This window comes from Streptomyces pathocidini, from assembly GCF_001418495.1.
GTDB classification, from domain to species: Bacteria; Actinomycetota; Actinomycetes; order Streptomycetales; family Streptomycetaceae; genus Streptomyces; species Streptomyces pathocidini.
The window spans coordinates 1-14,710 of record NZ_LIQY01000019.1 but is presented as its reverse complement, the minus strand read 5'-3'; the positions used below and the strand labels follow the sequence as shown (position 1 = coordinate 14,710).

Below are 14,710 nucleotides of genomic sequence, written 5' to 3'. Positions count from 1 at the left end.
CGCGTACGGACCGCTGGGGCAGTGGGCCGTGCTCGGCGACCACGTGGCGGAGCGAGGGGGCGGGGAGGTAGCCGGTGGCGACCCAGGGGGCAGGGGCCTCGGTGTCGGCGTCCAGGACGGGCGCTGTCCACTTGCCGCCGACCCGCCGCGCCGCGCGGACCTCCTGGCGGAACCGCGCGCGGCGCGGCGGGTCGGCGGCAAGTGGACAGCGCCCGTCCTGGACGCCGACACCGAGGCCCCTGCCCCCTGGGTCGCCACCGGCTACCTCCCCGCCCCCTCGCTCCGCCACGTGGTCGCCGAGCACGGCCCACTGCCCGAGCGGTCCGTACGCGTCCTGACCGCTGGGCTCGCCCGCGCCCTGCGGGACATCCACAGCGCCGAGCCGGCCCACCGCACGCTCAAGCCGTCCACCGTCCTCGTCACGCTCGCCGGACCGCGGGTCGTGGACTTCGGGGCCTCCAGGGCCCTGGAGGCGGACGGCGCGAGGCCGGCGGCCGTCCCCGGCTCCCTCGGCTTCAGCGCGCCCGAGCAGCTGCGCGGCGGGCCCGTCACCGCCGCCTGCGACGTCTTCCGGCTCGGCGCTGTCCTCGCGTACGCGTCCTCGGGCGAGCCGCCGTTCGGGCCGCGCCGGGACGCCGAGGAGGCCGCGAACCTCTCGGGGGTTCCGGTGCAACTAAGGGGCCTGATCGCCGCTTGCCTGGCCAGGGATCCGGAGCAGCGGCCCACGCCCGCACAGGTACTGGAGCGGGCGGACGCGGGGTCGGCCGCCGGTGAGGCGTGGCTCCCGGGGGCGGTGGTCGACCAACTGGGCCGGTACGCGGCCCGGTTGGCGGCCTTCCAGAACCCCGCGGCCAAGTCCGAGGGGCCGCCGACCGTCCCCCTCGCCGTGATAGGACCGCGCCATCCGCGGCGGGGCCCCGAGGACGCGGCGCCGCCCACGGCCATCTCGTCCGTCTCCGGCCCCACCACCTATGGGACCGCCACCGCGTACCTCCCCGAGCCGCCCCGGCGCAGGCGCGGTACGACGGCGCTGCTGATCGCCGTCGCGCTGGTGGTGGCCGCCATGGGCGGCGGAACCGTCTACACCGTCCTGCGCCATGACGAGGAGGGCGCCTACCAGGACCGGACGGCCGCGCCGGGTCCCGAGGACAACGCGCCGGGCGGGCCGGCGAGTTCGGCGAAGCCCGGCACCGAGTCCGCCTCCCCCGGAGGTATTCCGAAGGAATACCTGGGGACATGGGAGTCCGGGGCGGGATCCTCCGGAGCCGATCTGCGCCGCATCACCGTCCGGCAGGGCTCTCCCGGCGACACCGTCTTCACGATGCTCGTCGAGGGCGAGGGCTACCACTGCGAGTTCGCGGCCGAGCTGCGGGCGCGCGAGCGGAAGGCGGTCCAATCCCAGGCCCGGATCGTCGAGTTGGGCCCTTCCACCGTCACCAAGGGCACGCCCGGCACCTGTGAGCCGGGCCCGGTGACCACCCTGGAGCTGACCGGCGACGGCTCCCTGCGCCGCACCTTCTCCGACGGCAGCGCGGCCCCCATCACGTACAAGAGGGTGGGCCAGGCTCCTTAGGGCCGGGACGCGAACCGGCTCCTAGGGTCGGGCGCGCAGCAGATCCGCAAGCTGCGCCCGGTCGTCCGCCGGCAGCGCGGCGCGGCGCGGCGGGTTCCATGTCCACGACGCCAACGCAACGCGCCCCGGCACGGCGGTGCACTGCCGGGGCGCGTACGCGCGGGGCGGGCCCTACGCACGGAACCAGGTCCTACAGGAGACGGATGATCGACCGGCTCCTATAGGACCCGGCCCTTGGCTTTGAACCCGCGCGGCCTACAGGAACGAGTTGATCTCGATCGTCTCGTCACGGCCCGGCCCGACGCCGATCGCCGAGATGGGCGCCCCGGACATCTCCTCCAGCGCCTTCACATAGGCCTGCGCGTTCTTCGGCAGGTCGCCGAAGGACTTGGCCTGGGTGATGTCCTCCGACCAGCCCGGCAGCATCTCGTAGACCGGCTTGGCGTGGTGGAAGTCGCTCTGGCTGTACGGGAGTTCCTCGACGCGCTTGCCGTCGATCTCGTACGCGACGCAGACCGGGATCTGCTCCCAGCCGGTCAGCACGTCGAGCTTGGTCAGGAAGAAGTCGGTGAGGCCGTTGACGCGGGTCGCGTAGCGGGCGATGACCGCGTCGAACCAGCCGCAGCGGCGGTCGCGGCCGGTCGTGACGCCCCGCTCGCCGCCGATGCGGCGCAGCGCCTCACCGTCGTCGTCGAACAGCTCGGTCGGGAACGGGCCCGCGCCGACGCGGGTCGTGTAGGCCTTGAGGATGCCGATGACCCGGCTGATCCTCGTGGGGCCGACGCCGGCGCCGGTGCAGGCGCCGCCGGAGGTCGGGTTGCTCGAGGTCACGAACGGGTACGTGCCGTGGTCGACGTCGAGCAGGGTGCCCTGGCCGCCCTCGAAGAGGACGACCTTGCCCTCGTCCAGCGCGTTGTTGAGGATCAGCGTGGTGTCGGCGACGTACGGCCTGATCTGCTCGCCGTAGCCGAGCAGCTCCTCGACGATCTTGCCGGCCTCGATGGCGCGGCGATTGTAGAGCTTGGCGAGGATCTGGTTCTTGAAGTCGAGAGCCGCCTCGACCTTCTGCTCCAGGATCGACTCGTCGTACAGGTCCTGGACGCGGATGCCGACGCGGTTGATCTTGTCGGCGTAGGTCGGGCCGATACCGCGGCCCGTGGTGCCGATCTTGCGCTTCCCGAGGAACCGTTCCGTCACCTTGTCGAGGGTGGTGTGGTACGGCGTGATCAGGTGCGCGTTACCGCTGACCAGCAGTTTGGAGGTGTCAACGCCGCGCTCGTTCAGCCCGCTCAGCTCGGAGAGCAGGACCGCCGGGTCGACGACGACACCGTTGCCGATGACCGGGGTGCACCCCGGCGACAGGATTCCGGAGGGGAGGAGGTGCAGCGCGTACTTCTGGTCGCCCACGACGACCGTGTGGCCGGCGTTGTTGCCACCCTGGTAGCGCACCACGTAGTCCACTGAGCCGCCGAGCAGGTCGGTGGCCTTCCCCTTGCCCTCGTCACCCCACTGAGCACCGAGCAGCACAAGTGCGGGCACAGGCGTACACCCCTTCCGGGCGGGGCATGTCCAACGTGCCGGGCGGGTCGCCGCACAGGCGGCCGCCGCGAGAACCCGTCGAACCGGTGCCCCGGATAGACGAAGCCCCTGGCGCAACAGCGACAGGGGCTCTTGCACCGAGAGATTACCTGAGGAAGGACCGAGGTGTCGGCACAGCCTCATGGGCATCATCCCGCAGACCCCGCTCGGAGGTGGCCGCTGCTCGTGGTCATCGACCCGGCCGCCCGCCGTGTGGACGGTGAGGCCGTGCGGATCGCGAGAGATGTCCTGTGTGCGGGCGCGACGGCGAAGATCTGTCTGCCGGAAGGACCCGAGGAGCTGGCGCGGGCGCTGTCCCGCCGGGGCGGCAGGCGCCCGGTGGTGGTCGGCGACGACGCGGCGCTGCGGCGCACGGTGGGGCTGCTGCACCGCGAGCGGGTGCTGGGCGAGGCGGTGCTGGCGCTGGTGCCGGTCGGCGCGACGCCGGAGTCGCTGGCGCTGGCGCGGGCGCTGGGGGTTCCCACGGGACCGGTGGCGGCGGCGCGGGCGGTGCTGGACGGGGTGGACCGGCCGCTGGATCTGCTGGTGGACGACAGTGACGGGGTCGTCCTCGGTGACCTGCGGATTCCCGCGGGCGCCGGCTCCCCGGACGGGTACGGGGCATCGGGGCGGGAGCCCTGGTGGGCCTCGGGCCTGCGGACGTGCCGGTCGCTCGTACGCGGTACGGGCTCGGCGAGGCCGGTCTCCCGGGGAGCCTCCGGGAACTCCGGAGCCGTGCCTTCCGGTCCGCACCGGCTGCGGGTGGAGGCGGACGGCGTGCTGCTCGCGGATCTCGACGACCCGGTCGAGGACGTCTCGGTGACGACGGCCGGCACGCGCGCGGGGACGGTCAACGGGTCCGGGACGGTACAGGCATGGGCCGAGGGCGGTGGGATGGCCGACGTGGTCGTCCGGCCGAGCCGCGACGGCGGGGGCGAGGTGGCGCCCCGAACGGCGCGGGCGCGCGCGATCACCGTCTCGGGCGCGGACTTCCACTACCGCGCGGACGCCCTCCTGGGCGGCCCGGTCCGCACCCGCACGTGGACGGTCCACCCGGCCGCGTGGCGCCTGACGGTGCCGCGCGAGTAGTCCGCCGACCGCTCCGGGGCTCTCAACTCCCGGCTCCGCGCTTGGCCTTGTACACCTCCCAGCGGTCGAGCATCCCCTGCATCTCCTCGTGGAGGAACTCGAAGAACTCGACGGTCTCGGCCACCCGGCTGCCCGCCGGCGTACCGGGCCCCAAGGCCTCGACGCCCTCCACGAGGGTGTTGCGGAAGCGGATCAGCACCTGGTCGCGGCGGGTGAAGGACTCGTACCAGACGCTGTCGAAGAGCCGGTAGCGGTCGCGCCGGGTGCCGGGCTCGCGCTCGCGTACGACCATGTCGACCTGGGAGAGGTAGCGGATCGCGCCGGAGACGGCCGCCGGGCTGATGCGCAGCCGCTCAGCGATCTCGGCCGAGGTCAGCGAGCCGGTGTCGGAGACGAGGAGCGCCGCGAAGACCCGGGAGGCCATGCGCTGCATGCCTGCTTCGGTCAGCTCGGAGGCGAAGCGCTCGACGAAGCGGGACACCGCGTCCTCGTCCCGTTCGCGGGCGTCGGCCACCGTCTCGGCCGTATCGGTCATCGCTCCATCATCTCCCCTGCTCAACGCGGCGGTCGGGTCCCCCCAGGCCAATTTATACGGTTCCTTAACTTCACAATTTTCTGAAACAAGTGTACGTTCTGAAGCATGACGAAGGCAATCTCCGTTTCCGGCCTGCACAAGTCCTTCGGCCGGACACACGCGCTGAACGGTCTCGACCTCGAGGTCGAGACCGGCGAGGTGCACGGCTTCCTCGGCCCCAACGGCGCGGGGAAGTCCACCACCATCCGGATCCTCCTGGGCCTGCTGCGGGCCGACCTCGGCGCCGCCCAACTGCTGGGCAAGGACCCCTGGTCCGACGCCGTCGAACTGCACCGCCGGCTGGCGTACGTGCCCGGCGACGTCGAGCTGTGGCCGAACCTGACGGGCGGCGAGTCCATCGACCTGCTGTCCCAGCTGCGCGGCGGGCTCGACAAGCGGCGCAGGGACGAGCTGATCGAGCGCTTCGACCTCGACCCCACCAAGAAGGGCCGGGCCTACTCCAAGGGCAACCGGCAGAAGGTCGCCATCGTCGCCGCGCTCGCCTCCGACGCCCAGCTGCTGCTGCTCGACGAGCCGACCGCGGGGCTCGACCCGCTCATGGAGGTCGTCTTCCAGGACGTCATCTTCCAGGCGAAGGACGCCGGCAAGACCGTGCTGCTCTCCAGCCACATCCTGGCCCAGGTCGAGAAGCTCGCCGACCGCGTCAGCATCATCCGGCAAGGCCGGATCGTCCAGTCCGGGACGCTGAGCGAGATGCGGCACCTGACCCGTACGACCATCGAGGCCGAGACCGCCCGCCCGGCCACCGGCCTGGAAGGAATGCCCGGGGTGCACCAGGTGCGCACCGGCGACGGCCGGGTGCACTTCGCCGTGGACGGCGGGCAGTTGGACAACGCCGTCCGCAAGCTCTCCGAGTTCGGCATCCGCAGCCTGATCAGCCACCCGCCGACGCTCGAGGAGCTGATGCTGCGCCACTACGGTGACGAGCTCGCCGCCAACGGGCACGGCAACGCCCACGCCGAGTCGGAAGCCGGAGACGTCCGATGACCGCCGTGTCCGACGCCACCAGGAGGCCCACGGCCACCGGGGCCGAGACCCGCGGCGGTGCCCTGGCGGGGACCGGGACACTGCTCCGGTTCAACCTCCGCCTGGACCGCGTACGCATCCCGGTGTGGGTGCTCGCGCTGTTCCTCGGCACGCTGGCCACGGTCAACAGCCGCAACGCGCTGTACGGCACGGCGGCCGATCGCGCTTCGGTCGCCAAGACCATGGGCAGCCCTGCCGCGCTCGCCATGACGGGCCCGCGCCACTACCTGGACGACTACACCATCGGCTCGATGATCGGGCACCAGCTCCTGGGGTTCACCACCATCCTGGTCGGCCTGATGAGCGTGCTGATCGTCACCCGGCACACCCGTACCGAAGAGGAGACCGGCCGCGCCGAGTTGGTGCGCTCCACCGTCGTCGGCCGTCACGCGCACCTGGCGTCCGCGCTCGCCACGGCCGCCGTCGCCAACCTCGCGCTGGCCGTGCTGCTGGCGGCCGGGCTCAGCGGCCTGGGCATCGAGGGCATGGACGGGACCGGCTCGCTGCTGTTCGGCCTCGGGCACGCCGCCGTCGGCCTGGCCTTCGCCGGGATCGCCGCGATCACGGTGCAGGTCACCGCCCACGCGCGCGGCGCCTCCGGCATGGCACTCGCCGCGATCGGCGCCGCGTACGTGCTGCGCGCCGCCGGTGACGTGGGGACCGACGCGCTGTCCTGGCTGTCCCCGATCGGCTGGATCCAGCGCACCTACGTCTTCGTCGACAACAACTGGTGGCCGCTGCTGCTCGCGCTCGCGCTCGCCGTGATCACCTCCGCCGCGGGCTTCGCCCTCAGCACCCGCCGGGACGTGGGTGCTGGCCTGGAGGCCGCCCGGCTCGGCCGCCCGGCGGCCTCCGACGCGCTCGGCCGGCCGCTCGGCTTCGCGCTGCGGCTGCACCGGGGCATGCTGATCGGCTTCGCCGCCGGGCTGTTCGTGCTCGGGGGCATGTACGGGTCGATCCTCGGCGAGGCCGCGGACATGGTCGAGAACGTCGAGCAGGTGCAGAAGGCGCTGGAGCGGATCGGCGGCAGCGTCTCCGACTCCTTCGCCTCCATGATCCTGGTCCTGGTCGCCGTCGTGGCCTCGATCTACGTGGTGATGGCCGCGCTGCGGCCGCGCGCCGAGGAGAGCGGGGGCCGCGCCGAGCCCGTGCTCTCGACCGGCCTGTCCCGCGCCCGCTGGCTCGGCAGCCACCTGGCCGTCGCCATGCTCGGCGGTACAGGGCTGCTGCTCCTGGCCGGGCTCGGCTTCGGCATCTCGGGCGCGGCCTCGACCGGGGAGGACGGCCTGTTCCTGAAGGTGCTGGGCGCAGCGCTGGCGTACGCGCCGGCGCTGTGGGTCACGGCCGGCTTCGCCGCGGCGATCTACGGCTGGTTCCCGCGGGCCACGGCGGCCGCCTGGATCGTGCCGGTGTACGCGTTCGTCGTCGGATACCTCGGCCAGATCCTGGACTTCCCGGACTGGATGGACAACCTCTCCCCCTTCGGGCACGTCCCGCAGCTGCCGTCCGCGGACATGGACTGGACACCGCTGGCACTGCTCACGCTGGTCGCGGCGGCACTGCTCTGGCTGGGGCTCGCGGGCTTCCGCCGCCGGGACCTGGATCTGAAGTAGCCCAGGCGCACCGCCCCTTGGACGCGCGGCGCCGGACCTGTAGCGGAGTCCGGCGCCGCGCCCATGTGCTTCCATGGACCGGCCCGGCGCCACTTCGGGCTCGTGCCGCGGCTGCCCGCTCACACCTCCACGATCAGCTCCTCCAGGCCGCGGATCACATACCCCGGCTTCCACTCCGGCTCCTCGGCGAGGTGCAGGCCCGGCGCCCGCTCCAGCAACGCTCCGAAAGAGGCGGCGAGTTCGAGGCGGGCCAGCGGGGCGCCCAGGCAGTAGTGGACGCCGCCGCCGAAGGTGATGTGCGGGTTGCCGGCCCGCGTCAGGTCCAGGCGGTCGGGGTGCGGGAAGCGCGCCGGGTCGCGGTTGGCGGAGCCGAAGAGCAGGGCGACCTCCGAACCCCGCGGAATGACCTGCCTGCCGATCTCGATGTCGTCCAGCACCCACCGCTCGAACATCTGCAGCGGGGTGTCGTACCGCATCAACTCCTCGACCGCGGTGGGCAGCAGGGCCTTCGGCTCGGCGCGGAGGGCGGCCAGCCGGTCGGGGTGGCGGAAGAGCGTCAGCCAGCCGTTGGCGGTGGTGTTGACCGTCGCCTCGTGTCCCGCGTTGAGCAGCAGCACGCAGGTCGACACCATCTCCTGCTCGGTGAGCCGCTCCTCCCGCCGCCCGCCACCACCCTTCCGATGAGGCGCTTCGCGCCATACCTCCGGGTCCTCCTGCGCGGTGATCAGTCCGCTGATCAGGTCCTCGCCGGGGGACCTGCGCCGCTCGGCGATCAACTCGCGCAGGTAGTCGGAGAATTCGGCGGAGGCGCGGACCGCCCGGCGAGCCGTCTCCTCGCTCGGGTTCAGCTCGAACATCGCCACGATGTCCGCCGACCACGGCCGCAGCAGTCCGCGGTCCGCGTGCGGGACACCCAGCATCTCGGCGATCACCGCCACGGGCAGCGGCTCGGCGAACAGCGAGATCAGATCCCCGCCACCGCGCTCGTACAACTCCTCGGCCAGCTCCCCCGCCAGGCGCCGCACGGTCGGCACCAGCCGCTGCACCGTAAGCGGCGTGAACGCCTTCGAGACCAGGCGGCGGATACGGGTGTGGTCCGGCGGCTCCATCTCCAGCAGGCCGTGGCTGTCGAGGGTGTGGAACGGCTCGTGCTCCGGGCAGGGCGGGGTCCGCCCGAACTCCTCGTGCGTAAAGCGGTGCAGATACGTGCGACCCATGCGCCGGTCGCGCAACAGCGCCGACACGTCGGCGTGATGCGGGATCAGCCACTGGCCGGAGCGCTCGAACCAGTGCGCCCGCCCGGCCGCGCGCAGCCGCGCGTACGCGGGATAAGGGTCCGCGACGAAGGCCGGGGACCAGGGGTCGAACCAGGTGACGGCGGCGCTCATGCGGAGAAGCTACCCGGCCCCGGCCGGCCTCGACTCGATTCGGCTGACTCGCCACAACTGCCCCCTCGGTGGCGGGCGCTCCCGGTGAGCACCCTCACTTTCCCTACACCGCGGAGCGCGAAAAGGTTCCACCGAGCGGCCCCCGAGCCGACGGCCGCCGGACCGAGCGGATCGCCGGACCGAGCCGACCACCGGACCGGGTCGGCCGATCGCCACCGAACCGACCACCCGGACCGAGCCTGCCGACCGCCACCGAACCGACCACCCGGACCGAGTCGGCCGACCGCCGGGCCGAGCCGACCGATCACCGAATCGAGCGGATCGCTGGACCGAGCCTGCCGATCGCCCGGGCCGAGTTGGCCGCCGTACCCATCCGCCGCCGGACGAGGCCGTCAGCCGCCCGGCGTCACCAGTCCGATCTCGTACGCGAAGACGGCCGCCTGCGTGCGGTCGCGCAGCCCCAGTTTCACCAGAATCCGGCTGACGTGCGTCTTCACGGTCGCCTCGGTCACCACGAGACGGCCGGCGATCTCGCCGTTCGACAGCCCCTGCGCGATCAGGGCCAGCACCTCCGTCTCCCGCTCGGTCAGCGCCTCGATCCGGTCCATGCGGGGTGCGCGGGGCGCGCCGAGCCGGGTGAACTCGGCCAGCAGCCGCTTGGTGACGGTCGGCGCGAGCAGCGCCTCGCCCGCGGCCACCACCCGTACGGCGTCGGCGAGCTGGCGGGCCGAGGCGTCCTTGAGGAGGAAGCCGGACGCACCCGCGCGCAGCGCCTCGTAGACGTACTCGTCGAGGTCGAAGGTGGTCAGGATCAGGACGCGGGCGCCGAACTCGCCGTCGCGGGACGCGGCGATCTCGCGGGTTGCCTGGAGGCCGTTCATGCCGGGCATCCGGATGTCCATCAGGACGACGTCCGGGCGCAGTTCACCCACCTTGGCCACGGCCTCGTGGCCGTCCAGGGCCTCGCCGATCACCTCGATGTCGGGCTGGGCGCCCAGGAGTACGGAGAAGCCCTCGCGGACCATCATCTGGTCGTCGGCGATCAGGACGCGGATGGCGGTCATTCGGGCCGCTCCTGGGCGGCGGGCCGCTCCTCGACCGCTGGACGCCCCTTGGTAAAGGACACCGTGCTCGCGTTGGCAAAGGACACCGTGCTCGCGGGCTGCTCCTGCTCCGCGGGCTGTTCGACCGGGAGGAAGGCGGCCACCTCGTAACCGCCTCCGCCCGTGGGCCCGGCCGTCAGCTCACCGCCCAGCATGGCGGCGCGCTCGCGCATGCCCATGACGCCGTGGCCCATGCCGGGCGAGGGCATGACGTCCGCGGTCGGCGCGGTGTTGACTACGCGCAGGCCCAGACCGGTCAGGACGTACGAGACCTCGACGCGCACCTGGGAGCCGGGCGCGTGGCGCAGGGCGTTGCTGAGAGCCTCCTGGATGATCCGGAAGGCGGAGAGTTCCACACCCTGGGGAAGCGCCCGCTCCGCTCCGGTGCGCGCGATCTCCACGGACAGGCCCACGGCCCGTACGCCGTCGACGAGTTCGTCCAGGCGCGAGAGGTCGGGCTGCGGGGCGTCGGGGCCCCCGTCCGGGCTCTCGAAGCGCAGGACCCCCAGGACGCGGCGCAGTTCGGCCAGGGCCTCGACCGCGCTCTCACGGATAGTGGCGAAGCTTCTGGCCAGTTCCTCGGGCGGGTCGGTCACCCGGTACGGGGCCGCCTCCGCCTGGATGGCGATCACCGACATGTGGTGGGCGACGACGTCGTGCAGCTCTCGGGCGATGCGGGCCCGCTCCTCCAGGAGGGTGTGCTGTCCGAGCACGTCCGCGACCAGGGTCTCCTGCTCGGCGACCTCACCGCGCGCCAGCGACCAGCCGCGCACGGCGACGGCGATGGCGAGGAAGAAGGCGGTGAGCACCGCGTACGGGAGGACCGCCGACCCGCCGTACGGGTCGGGGCCGAAGAAGGCCTCGGCCAGGGCGACCACGACCAGGGAGATGGCCCACATCTCGGCGGCCAGGCGGGGCCGGGACCGCAGCGTCACCAGGACCATGACCCCCACGTGGGCCGCGATCCCCGGACCGGGCCCATGGGGCCAGAAGGCGGCGTTGAACGTGATCCCGCCCAGGGAGAGCCACCAGGCACCGACGGGCCGGGTGAGGGTCAGCAGAAGCGGCACCGTCTGGACCAGCGCCAGGATCAGCGCGATCAGGTCCTCCAGGCCATTGGAGGGGTAGGACTCCCTGCTGGAGGCGTCGGCGAGCGTGACGAACAGCGCGAAGGCCACGACCACCGCGTGCGGCAGCCAGCGCGCGCCCAGTCGCTCCAGCCGGGGCCGGCGGGCGAACCGCTCGGCGCGCAGCGGCGGCAGCGGCCGGAACGCCCAGATGTCCTCGAACAGGTCGCCCCGCAGCCCCTGCCAGGCCATGCCGGCTATGCGGGACTCGGTCCACGACTCGCCCGGCCCCGGCGCTGTGCCCCGCGTGGGCTTCGTCATCTCGTGCACGGTCTCTTTCACGCGGGAAACGCTACGCAGCCGCCGCGCCCACGTCGTCACCTGCGGAGCTGACGTCATCGCGTACGACTCAAGGATGACGCGCCGGGCCGGACGGGGGACGGGGCGCGAGCCGCTCGATCTCGGCGAGGACCGTACGGGCGGCCGGCGCGGCCGGGTCGATCAGCGGGAAGTGCCCGGTGCGGTCGAGGAGTACGAGCCGCACCGGCTCGCCCGCCGCCTCCGCCGCGTCGGCGAAAGCCGTGCTGACCTGCGGCGGGACCGTGATGTCAGTGGTGCCGTGCACGATGGTGGTGGCGATGCCGGTGGGGAGCGTCGTGGCCGGGTCAGCGTACGGCCGCCGCGCCTCGAACTCCCCCGGCCCGCCGAGGAACTGGACGACGGCGTCCGAGCACACGCCGAGTTCGCGGGCCGAGGTGAAGTCCGCGATGGGGGCGAGTGCGACGACGCCGCGAACGGGGGGAGGCGAGGTCAGATGCCAGGGGGAGTCGGCCGGCTGCCGGTGCCGCGCGGCGGCCCACAGCGCGAGATGGCCGCCGGCGGAGTGGCCGCTGAGCACGAGCCGGCGCGCGTCCACGCGCCCCCACGGGAAGGGGGCGGTGGCGGCCAACTCCGCTACGAGGGTGGGGATCCGGTCGATGGCCGTCGCAAGGTCGTCGAGGGTGTCGGGCCACCGGCCCGCGAGGGGCGGCGCGGCCTCCGCCGCCTGGCCGCGGCGGTATTCGACAGCTGCTACCGCGTAGCCGTGGGCCGCCAGGTGGGCGGCGAGCGGGGAGCAGTGGTGGCGGTCGTAAGGAGCTCGCCAGGCTCCGCCGTGCAGAAAGACGACGAGAGGGGCCGGGCCCGTTCCGGCGTCGCGCGGGGCGTGGAAGTCCACGATCTGGTCGGGGTGTTCGCCGTACGGGACGGTCGCGTCCGGGGGCACCACCGGGTGTGCCATGGCGGCCGCCATCTCGGCGTCCTCGGCGGCCTGTTCGGCGGCGCCCGCCCGGTCGGCCGCGCCCTCGACGCGGCCGGCCGGGCCGGGTTGCCGCTCGGTGTCCGGCTCCGGCATGCCTCAGGCACCCCCGTCCGTACCCGTGAGCACCTCCGCCAGTACGCGCGCCGCGTGTTCGGCGTCGGCGTACGACGTGTAGAGCGGGGTGAAGCCGAAGCGCAGGACGTCCGGGCGCCGGTAGTCGCCGACGACCCCGCGCTCCGCCAGCGCGCGCATCACCTCGCCCGCCCCCGCGCAGCGCAGGGCGACCTGGCTGCCGCGCTCGCCGTGCGGCACCGGCGTGATCGACTCCACGCGCCCCGGCGGCACGTACGAGCCGACGCACTCCAGGAAGAAGTCCGTCAGCGCCAGGCTCTTCGCCCGTACGGCCTCGATCGGCACGCCCTCCCAGACATCGAGCGCGGCCTCAAGGGCCAGCAGGGACAGGATGTCGGGCGTGCCGACGCGGCCGCGCGAGGCGCCGTCCGCCGGGGTGTACGCCGGGCTCATGCCGAAGGGGTCGGCGTGCGAGTTCCAGCCCGGGAGCGGGGAGTCGAAAAGCGGTTGCAGCTCGCGCCGTACGTACAGGTAGGCCGGCGAGCCGGGGCCGCCGTTGAGGTACTTGTACGTGCAGCCGACCGCCAAGTCGGCGCCGTGCTCGTCGAGTCCGACCGGCAGCGCGCCCGCGCTGTGGCACAGGTCCCACACGGCCAGGGCGCCCGCGGCATGGACGGCGGCCGTGGTGCCGGGAAGGTCGTGGAGGCGGCCGGTGCGGTAGTCGACGTGGTTGACGAGAGCGACGGCGGTGCGCGGACCGACCGCGTCCGGTACGTCCGCGGCCTCGACGGCCCGGATCCGGCAGCCGGTGAGGCGGGCGGCGGACTCGGCGATGTAGCCGTCGGTGGGGAAGGTGGAGGCATCGACCAGCACCTCGTCGCGGAGAGCGCCGTCCCCGGCCCGGGCCGGGGAGGGTTCGGCCTGAGCTCCGACCGGCGCACTCGCGGCGCCACGGGATCCGCCCGCCGTGGGCCCGGGTGGTGCGCCGAGGCCGACGATCGCCCCGGCCGCAGGGCCGACGCCTGCTCCCGACGTCCAAGTCCGCGCCGCTTCGCCCATGCCCGCGCCCACGGTTCCCGCTCGGCCCTGCGCGATCCGCACCGCCGCCACGACCGCCTTGAAGACGTTGACGCTCGTCGAGTCGCCGACCACCACCTGGCCGGGCGCCGAGCCGATGAGCGGGGCGATGCGGTCGCCGATCCGCTCCGGGGCAGTCCACCAGCCGCTCTCCTCCCAGGAGCGGATCCGCAGCCGGCCCCACTCGCGCCCGATGACGTCCGCCATCCGCGCGGGGACGCCGCGCGGCAGCGCGCCCAGCGAGTTGCCGTCGAGGTAGGTCACGCCGTCGTCCAGGTCGAACCGGTCCCGGACCTCGGCGAGTTCGTCCGCTGCGTCCAGCCGCGCGGCCCGCGCCGCCATCGGCTCAGACATGGCTGCGCGCCGTCCACAGCTCGGGGAAGACGTACTTCCGCGCGCGCTTCTCCAGCCAGGCCACCCCGGCGGAGCCGCCGGTCCCGGTCTTGGCGCCCATGGCGCGCCGGGTCGCCACGAGGTGGTCGTTGCGCCAGCGCCACACCAGTTCGGCGACCTCGGTCAACGCCTCGCCCAGGCGCAGGAGTTCGCTGTCCTGCGGCCCGGAGTAGACCTCCTGCCAGGCGCGCTCGACGGCCGGGTCCGGCTCGTGGCGCAGGCTCGGGTCGCGGTTCAGCACGGCCTCCGGGACGGCGTGGCCGCGACGGGCGAGCAGTCGCAGCACCTCGTCGTACAGGCTCGGCTCGCCCAGCGCCTTCTCCAACTCGGCGTGCACGCGCGGGGCGCCGCGGTGCGGGACGAGCATGGACGCGGACTTCTCGCCGAGCAGGAACTCCATGCGGCGGTACATCGCCGACTGGAAGCCGGAGCCCTCGCCGAGCGCACTGCGGTAGGCGTTGAACTGCGCGGGGGTGAGGTGGGCGAGCGGCCTCCAGGACGCGTTGAGCGACTCGAGCTCGTACGTGGAGCGGCGCAGCGCGGCGAGCGCGACGGGCAGGTCGTCCTGGCGCAGGGCCGCCGTGGCGGTGTGCCACTCGTGGACGATCACGGTGAACCACAGCTCCATGACCTGGGTGGTGACCAGGAAGACCATTTCGCCGGGGTCGTCGGAGAGCGGGCGCTGGAGGTGGGTGAGGACGTCGGCCTGGACGTAGTCCTCGTACGGGGTCGTGCCCTCGAAGTCGAGGTTGGGGGTGTCGGCGTCGGGGGTATCGGTGCCGGGGGTTCCGGCGTCGGGGGCCTCCGCGGCTGGAGCCTTTGTTGCGGCGGTCTCC

Annotated in this window: 12 protein-coding genes; 4 read left to right on the top strand and 8 right to left on the bottom strand. The window is 73.2% G+C overall.

The window, feature by feature from the left end; translation table 11 throughout:
• Positions 1–1,573 (top strand): serine/threonine-protein kinase (locus tag AOK16_RS01245; RefSeq protein ID WP_107098240.1); only part of this gene is annotated, 1,573 nt, incomplete at its 5' end.
• A 255-nt stretch (positions 1,574–1,828) separates the two neighbouring features.
• On the opposite strand, the gene AOK16_RS01240 is transcribed toward AOK16_RS01245, so the two are convergent.
• Positions 1,829–3,112 carry an adenylosuccinate synthase gene (locus tag AOK16_RS01240; protein WP_055470322.1) on the bottom strand — a complete coding sequence of 428 codons (1,284 nt, stop codon included), beginning with the start codon at positions 3,110–3,112 and terminating at the stop codon, positions 1,829–1,831.
• Positions 3,113–3,337: 225 nt separating this feature from the next.
• Here AOK16_RS01240 and AOK16_RS01235 point away from each other — a divergent pair, with 225 nt between their 5' ends.
• Positions 3,338–4,240 carry a diacylglycerol kinase family protein gene (locus AOK16_RS01235; RefSeq protein ID WP_205627608.1) on the top strand — a complete coding sequence of 301 codons (903 nt, stop codon included), beginning with the start codon at positions 3,338–3,340 and terminating at the stop codon, positions 4,238–4,240.
• A gap of 22 nt (positions 4,241–4,262) precedes the next feature.
• Here the strand turns inward: AOK16_RS01235 and AOK16_RS01230 are convergent, their stop codons facing one another.
• A complete protein-coding gene (locus AOK16_RS01230) occupies positions 4,263–4,775 on the bottom strand; it encodes a GbsR/MarR family transcriptional regulator (RefSeq protein WP_055470320.1) in 513 nt (170 codons plus the stop codon).
• Positions 4,776–4,880: 105 nt separating this feature from the next.
• On the opposite strand from AOK16_RS01230, the gene AOK16_RS01225 reads away from it, so the two are divergent.
• Together AOK16_RS01225 and AOK16_RS01220 are read left to right on the top strand one after the other, a co-directional pair.
• Positions 4,881–5,822 carry an ABC transporter ATP-binding protein gene (locus tag AOK16_RS01225; protein ID WP_055470319.1) on the top strand — a complete coding sequence of 314 codons (942 nt, stop codon included), beginning with the start codon at positions 4,881–4,883 and terminating at the stop codon, positions 5,820–5,822.
• Positions 5,819–7,474: an ABC transporter permease gene (locus tag AOK16_RS01220; protein ID WP_055470318.1), complete on the top strand. Its 1,656-nt coding sequence runs from the start codon at positions 5,819–5,821 to the stop codon at positions 7,472–7,474. The genes AOK16_RS01225 and AOK16_RS01220 overlap by 4 nt, the downstream gene beginning before the upstream one ends.
• A 119-nt stretch (positions 7,475–7,593) precedes the next feature.
• On the opposite strand, the gene AOK16_RS01215 is transcribed toward AOK16_RS01220, so the two are convergent.
• The 6 genes from AOK16_RS01215 to AOK16_RS01190 all read right to left on the bottom strand — a co-directional run.
• Positions 7,594–8,862 carry a cytochrome P450 gene (locus AOK16_RS01215; protein ID WP_055470317.1) on the bottom strand — a complete coding sequence of 423 codons (1,269 nt, stop codon included), beginning with the start codon at positions 8,860–8,862 and terminating at the stop codon, positions 7,594–7,596.
• Positions 8,863–9,254: 392 nt separating this feature from the next.
• Positions 9,255–9,926: a response regulator gene (locus AOK16_RS01210; RefSeq protein ID WP_055470316.1), complete on the bottom strand. Its 672-nt coding sequence runs from the start codon at positions 9,924–9,926 to the stop codon at positions 9,255–9,257.
• Entirely contained in the window at positions 9,923–11,353 is a 1,431-nt protein-coding gene (locus AOK16_RS01205) for a sensor histidine kinase (RefSeq protein ID WP_079100935.1), read from the bottom strand. Before AOK16_RS01205 ends, AOK16_RS01210 begins: the two co-directional genes overlap by 4 nt.
• An 88-nt stretch (positions 11,354–11,441) precedes the next feature.
• Positions 11,442–12,425, bottom strand: coding sequence for an alpha/beta hydrolase (locus AOK16_RS01200; protein ID WP_055470315.1), 984 nt, complete (start codon positions 12,423–12,425; stop codon positions 11,442–11,444).
• 3 nt (positions 12,426–12,428) lie between these two features.
• A complete protein-coding gene (locus AOK16_RS01195) occupies positions 12,429–13,835 on the bottom strand; it encodes a kynureninase (RefSeq protein WP_055470314.1) in 1,407 nt (468 codons plus the stop codon).
• On the bottom strand, positions 13,828–14,710 hold an 883-nt coding region (locus AOK16_RS01190), incomplete at its 5' end, for a tryptophan 2,3-dioxygenase family protein (RefSeq protein WP_107098237.1). The genes AOK16_RS01190 and AOK16_RS01195, both read right to left, overlap by 8 nt.

Bases quoted from the DNA above. Each gene is read 5' to 3' on its own strand.
- AOK16_RS01210 (WP_055470316.1), bottom strand. From the start codon at position 9,926: ATGACCGCCATCCGCGTCCTGATCGCCGACGACCAGATGATGGTCCGC.
- AOK16_RS01195 (WP_055470314.1), bottom strand. From the start codon at position 13,835: ATGTCTGAGCCGATGGCGGCGCGGGCCGCGCGGCTGGACGCAGCGGAC.
- AOK16_RS01220 (WP_055470318.1), top strand. From the start codon at position 5,819: ATGACCGCCGTGTCCGACGCCACCAGGAGGCCCACGGCCACCGGGGCC.
- AOK16_RS01225 (WP_055470319.1), top strand. From the start codon at position 4,881: ATGACGAAGGCAATCTCCGTTTCCGGCCTGCACAAGTCCTTCGGCCGG.
- AOK16_RS01215 (WP_055470317.1), bottom strand. From the start codon at position 8,862: ATGAGCGCCGCCGTCACCTGGTTCGACCCCTGGTCCCCGGCCTTCGTC.
- AOK16_RS01230 (WP_055470320.1), bottom strand. From the start codon at position 4,775: ATGACCGATACGGCCGAGACGGTGGCCGACGCCCGCGAACGGGACGAG.
- AOK16_RS01205 (WP_079100935.1), bottom strand. From the start codon at position 11,353: ATGACGAAGCCCACGCGGGGCACAGCGCCGGGGCCGGGCGAGTCGTGG.
- AOK16_RS01200 (WP_055470315.1), bottom strand. From the start codon at position 12,425: ATGCCGGAGCCGGACACCGAGCGGCAACCCGGCCCGGCCGGCCGCGTC.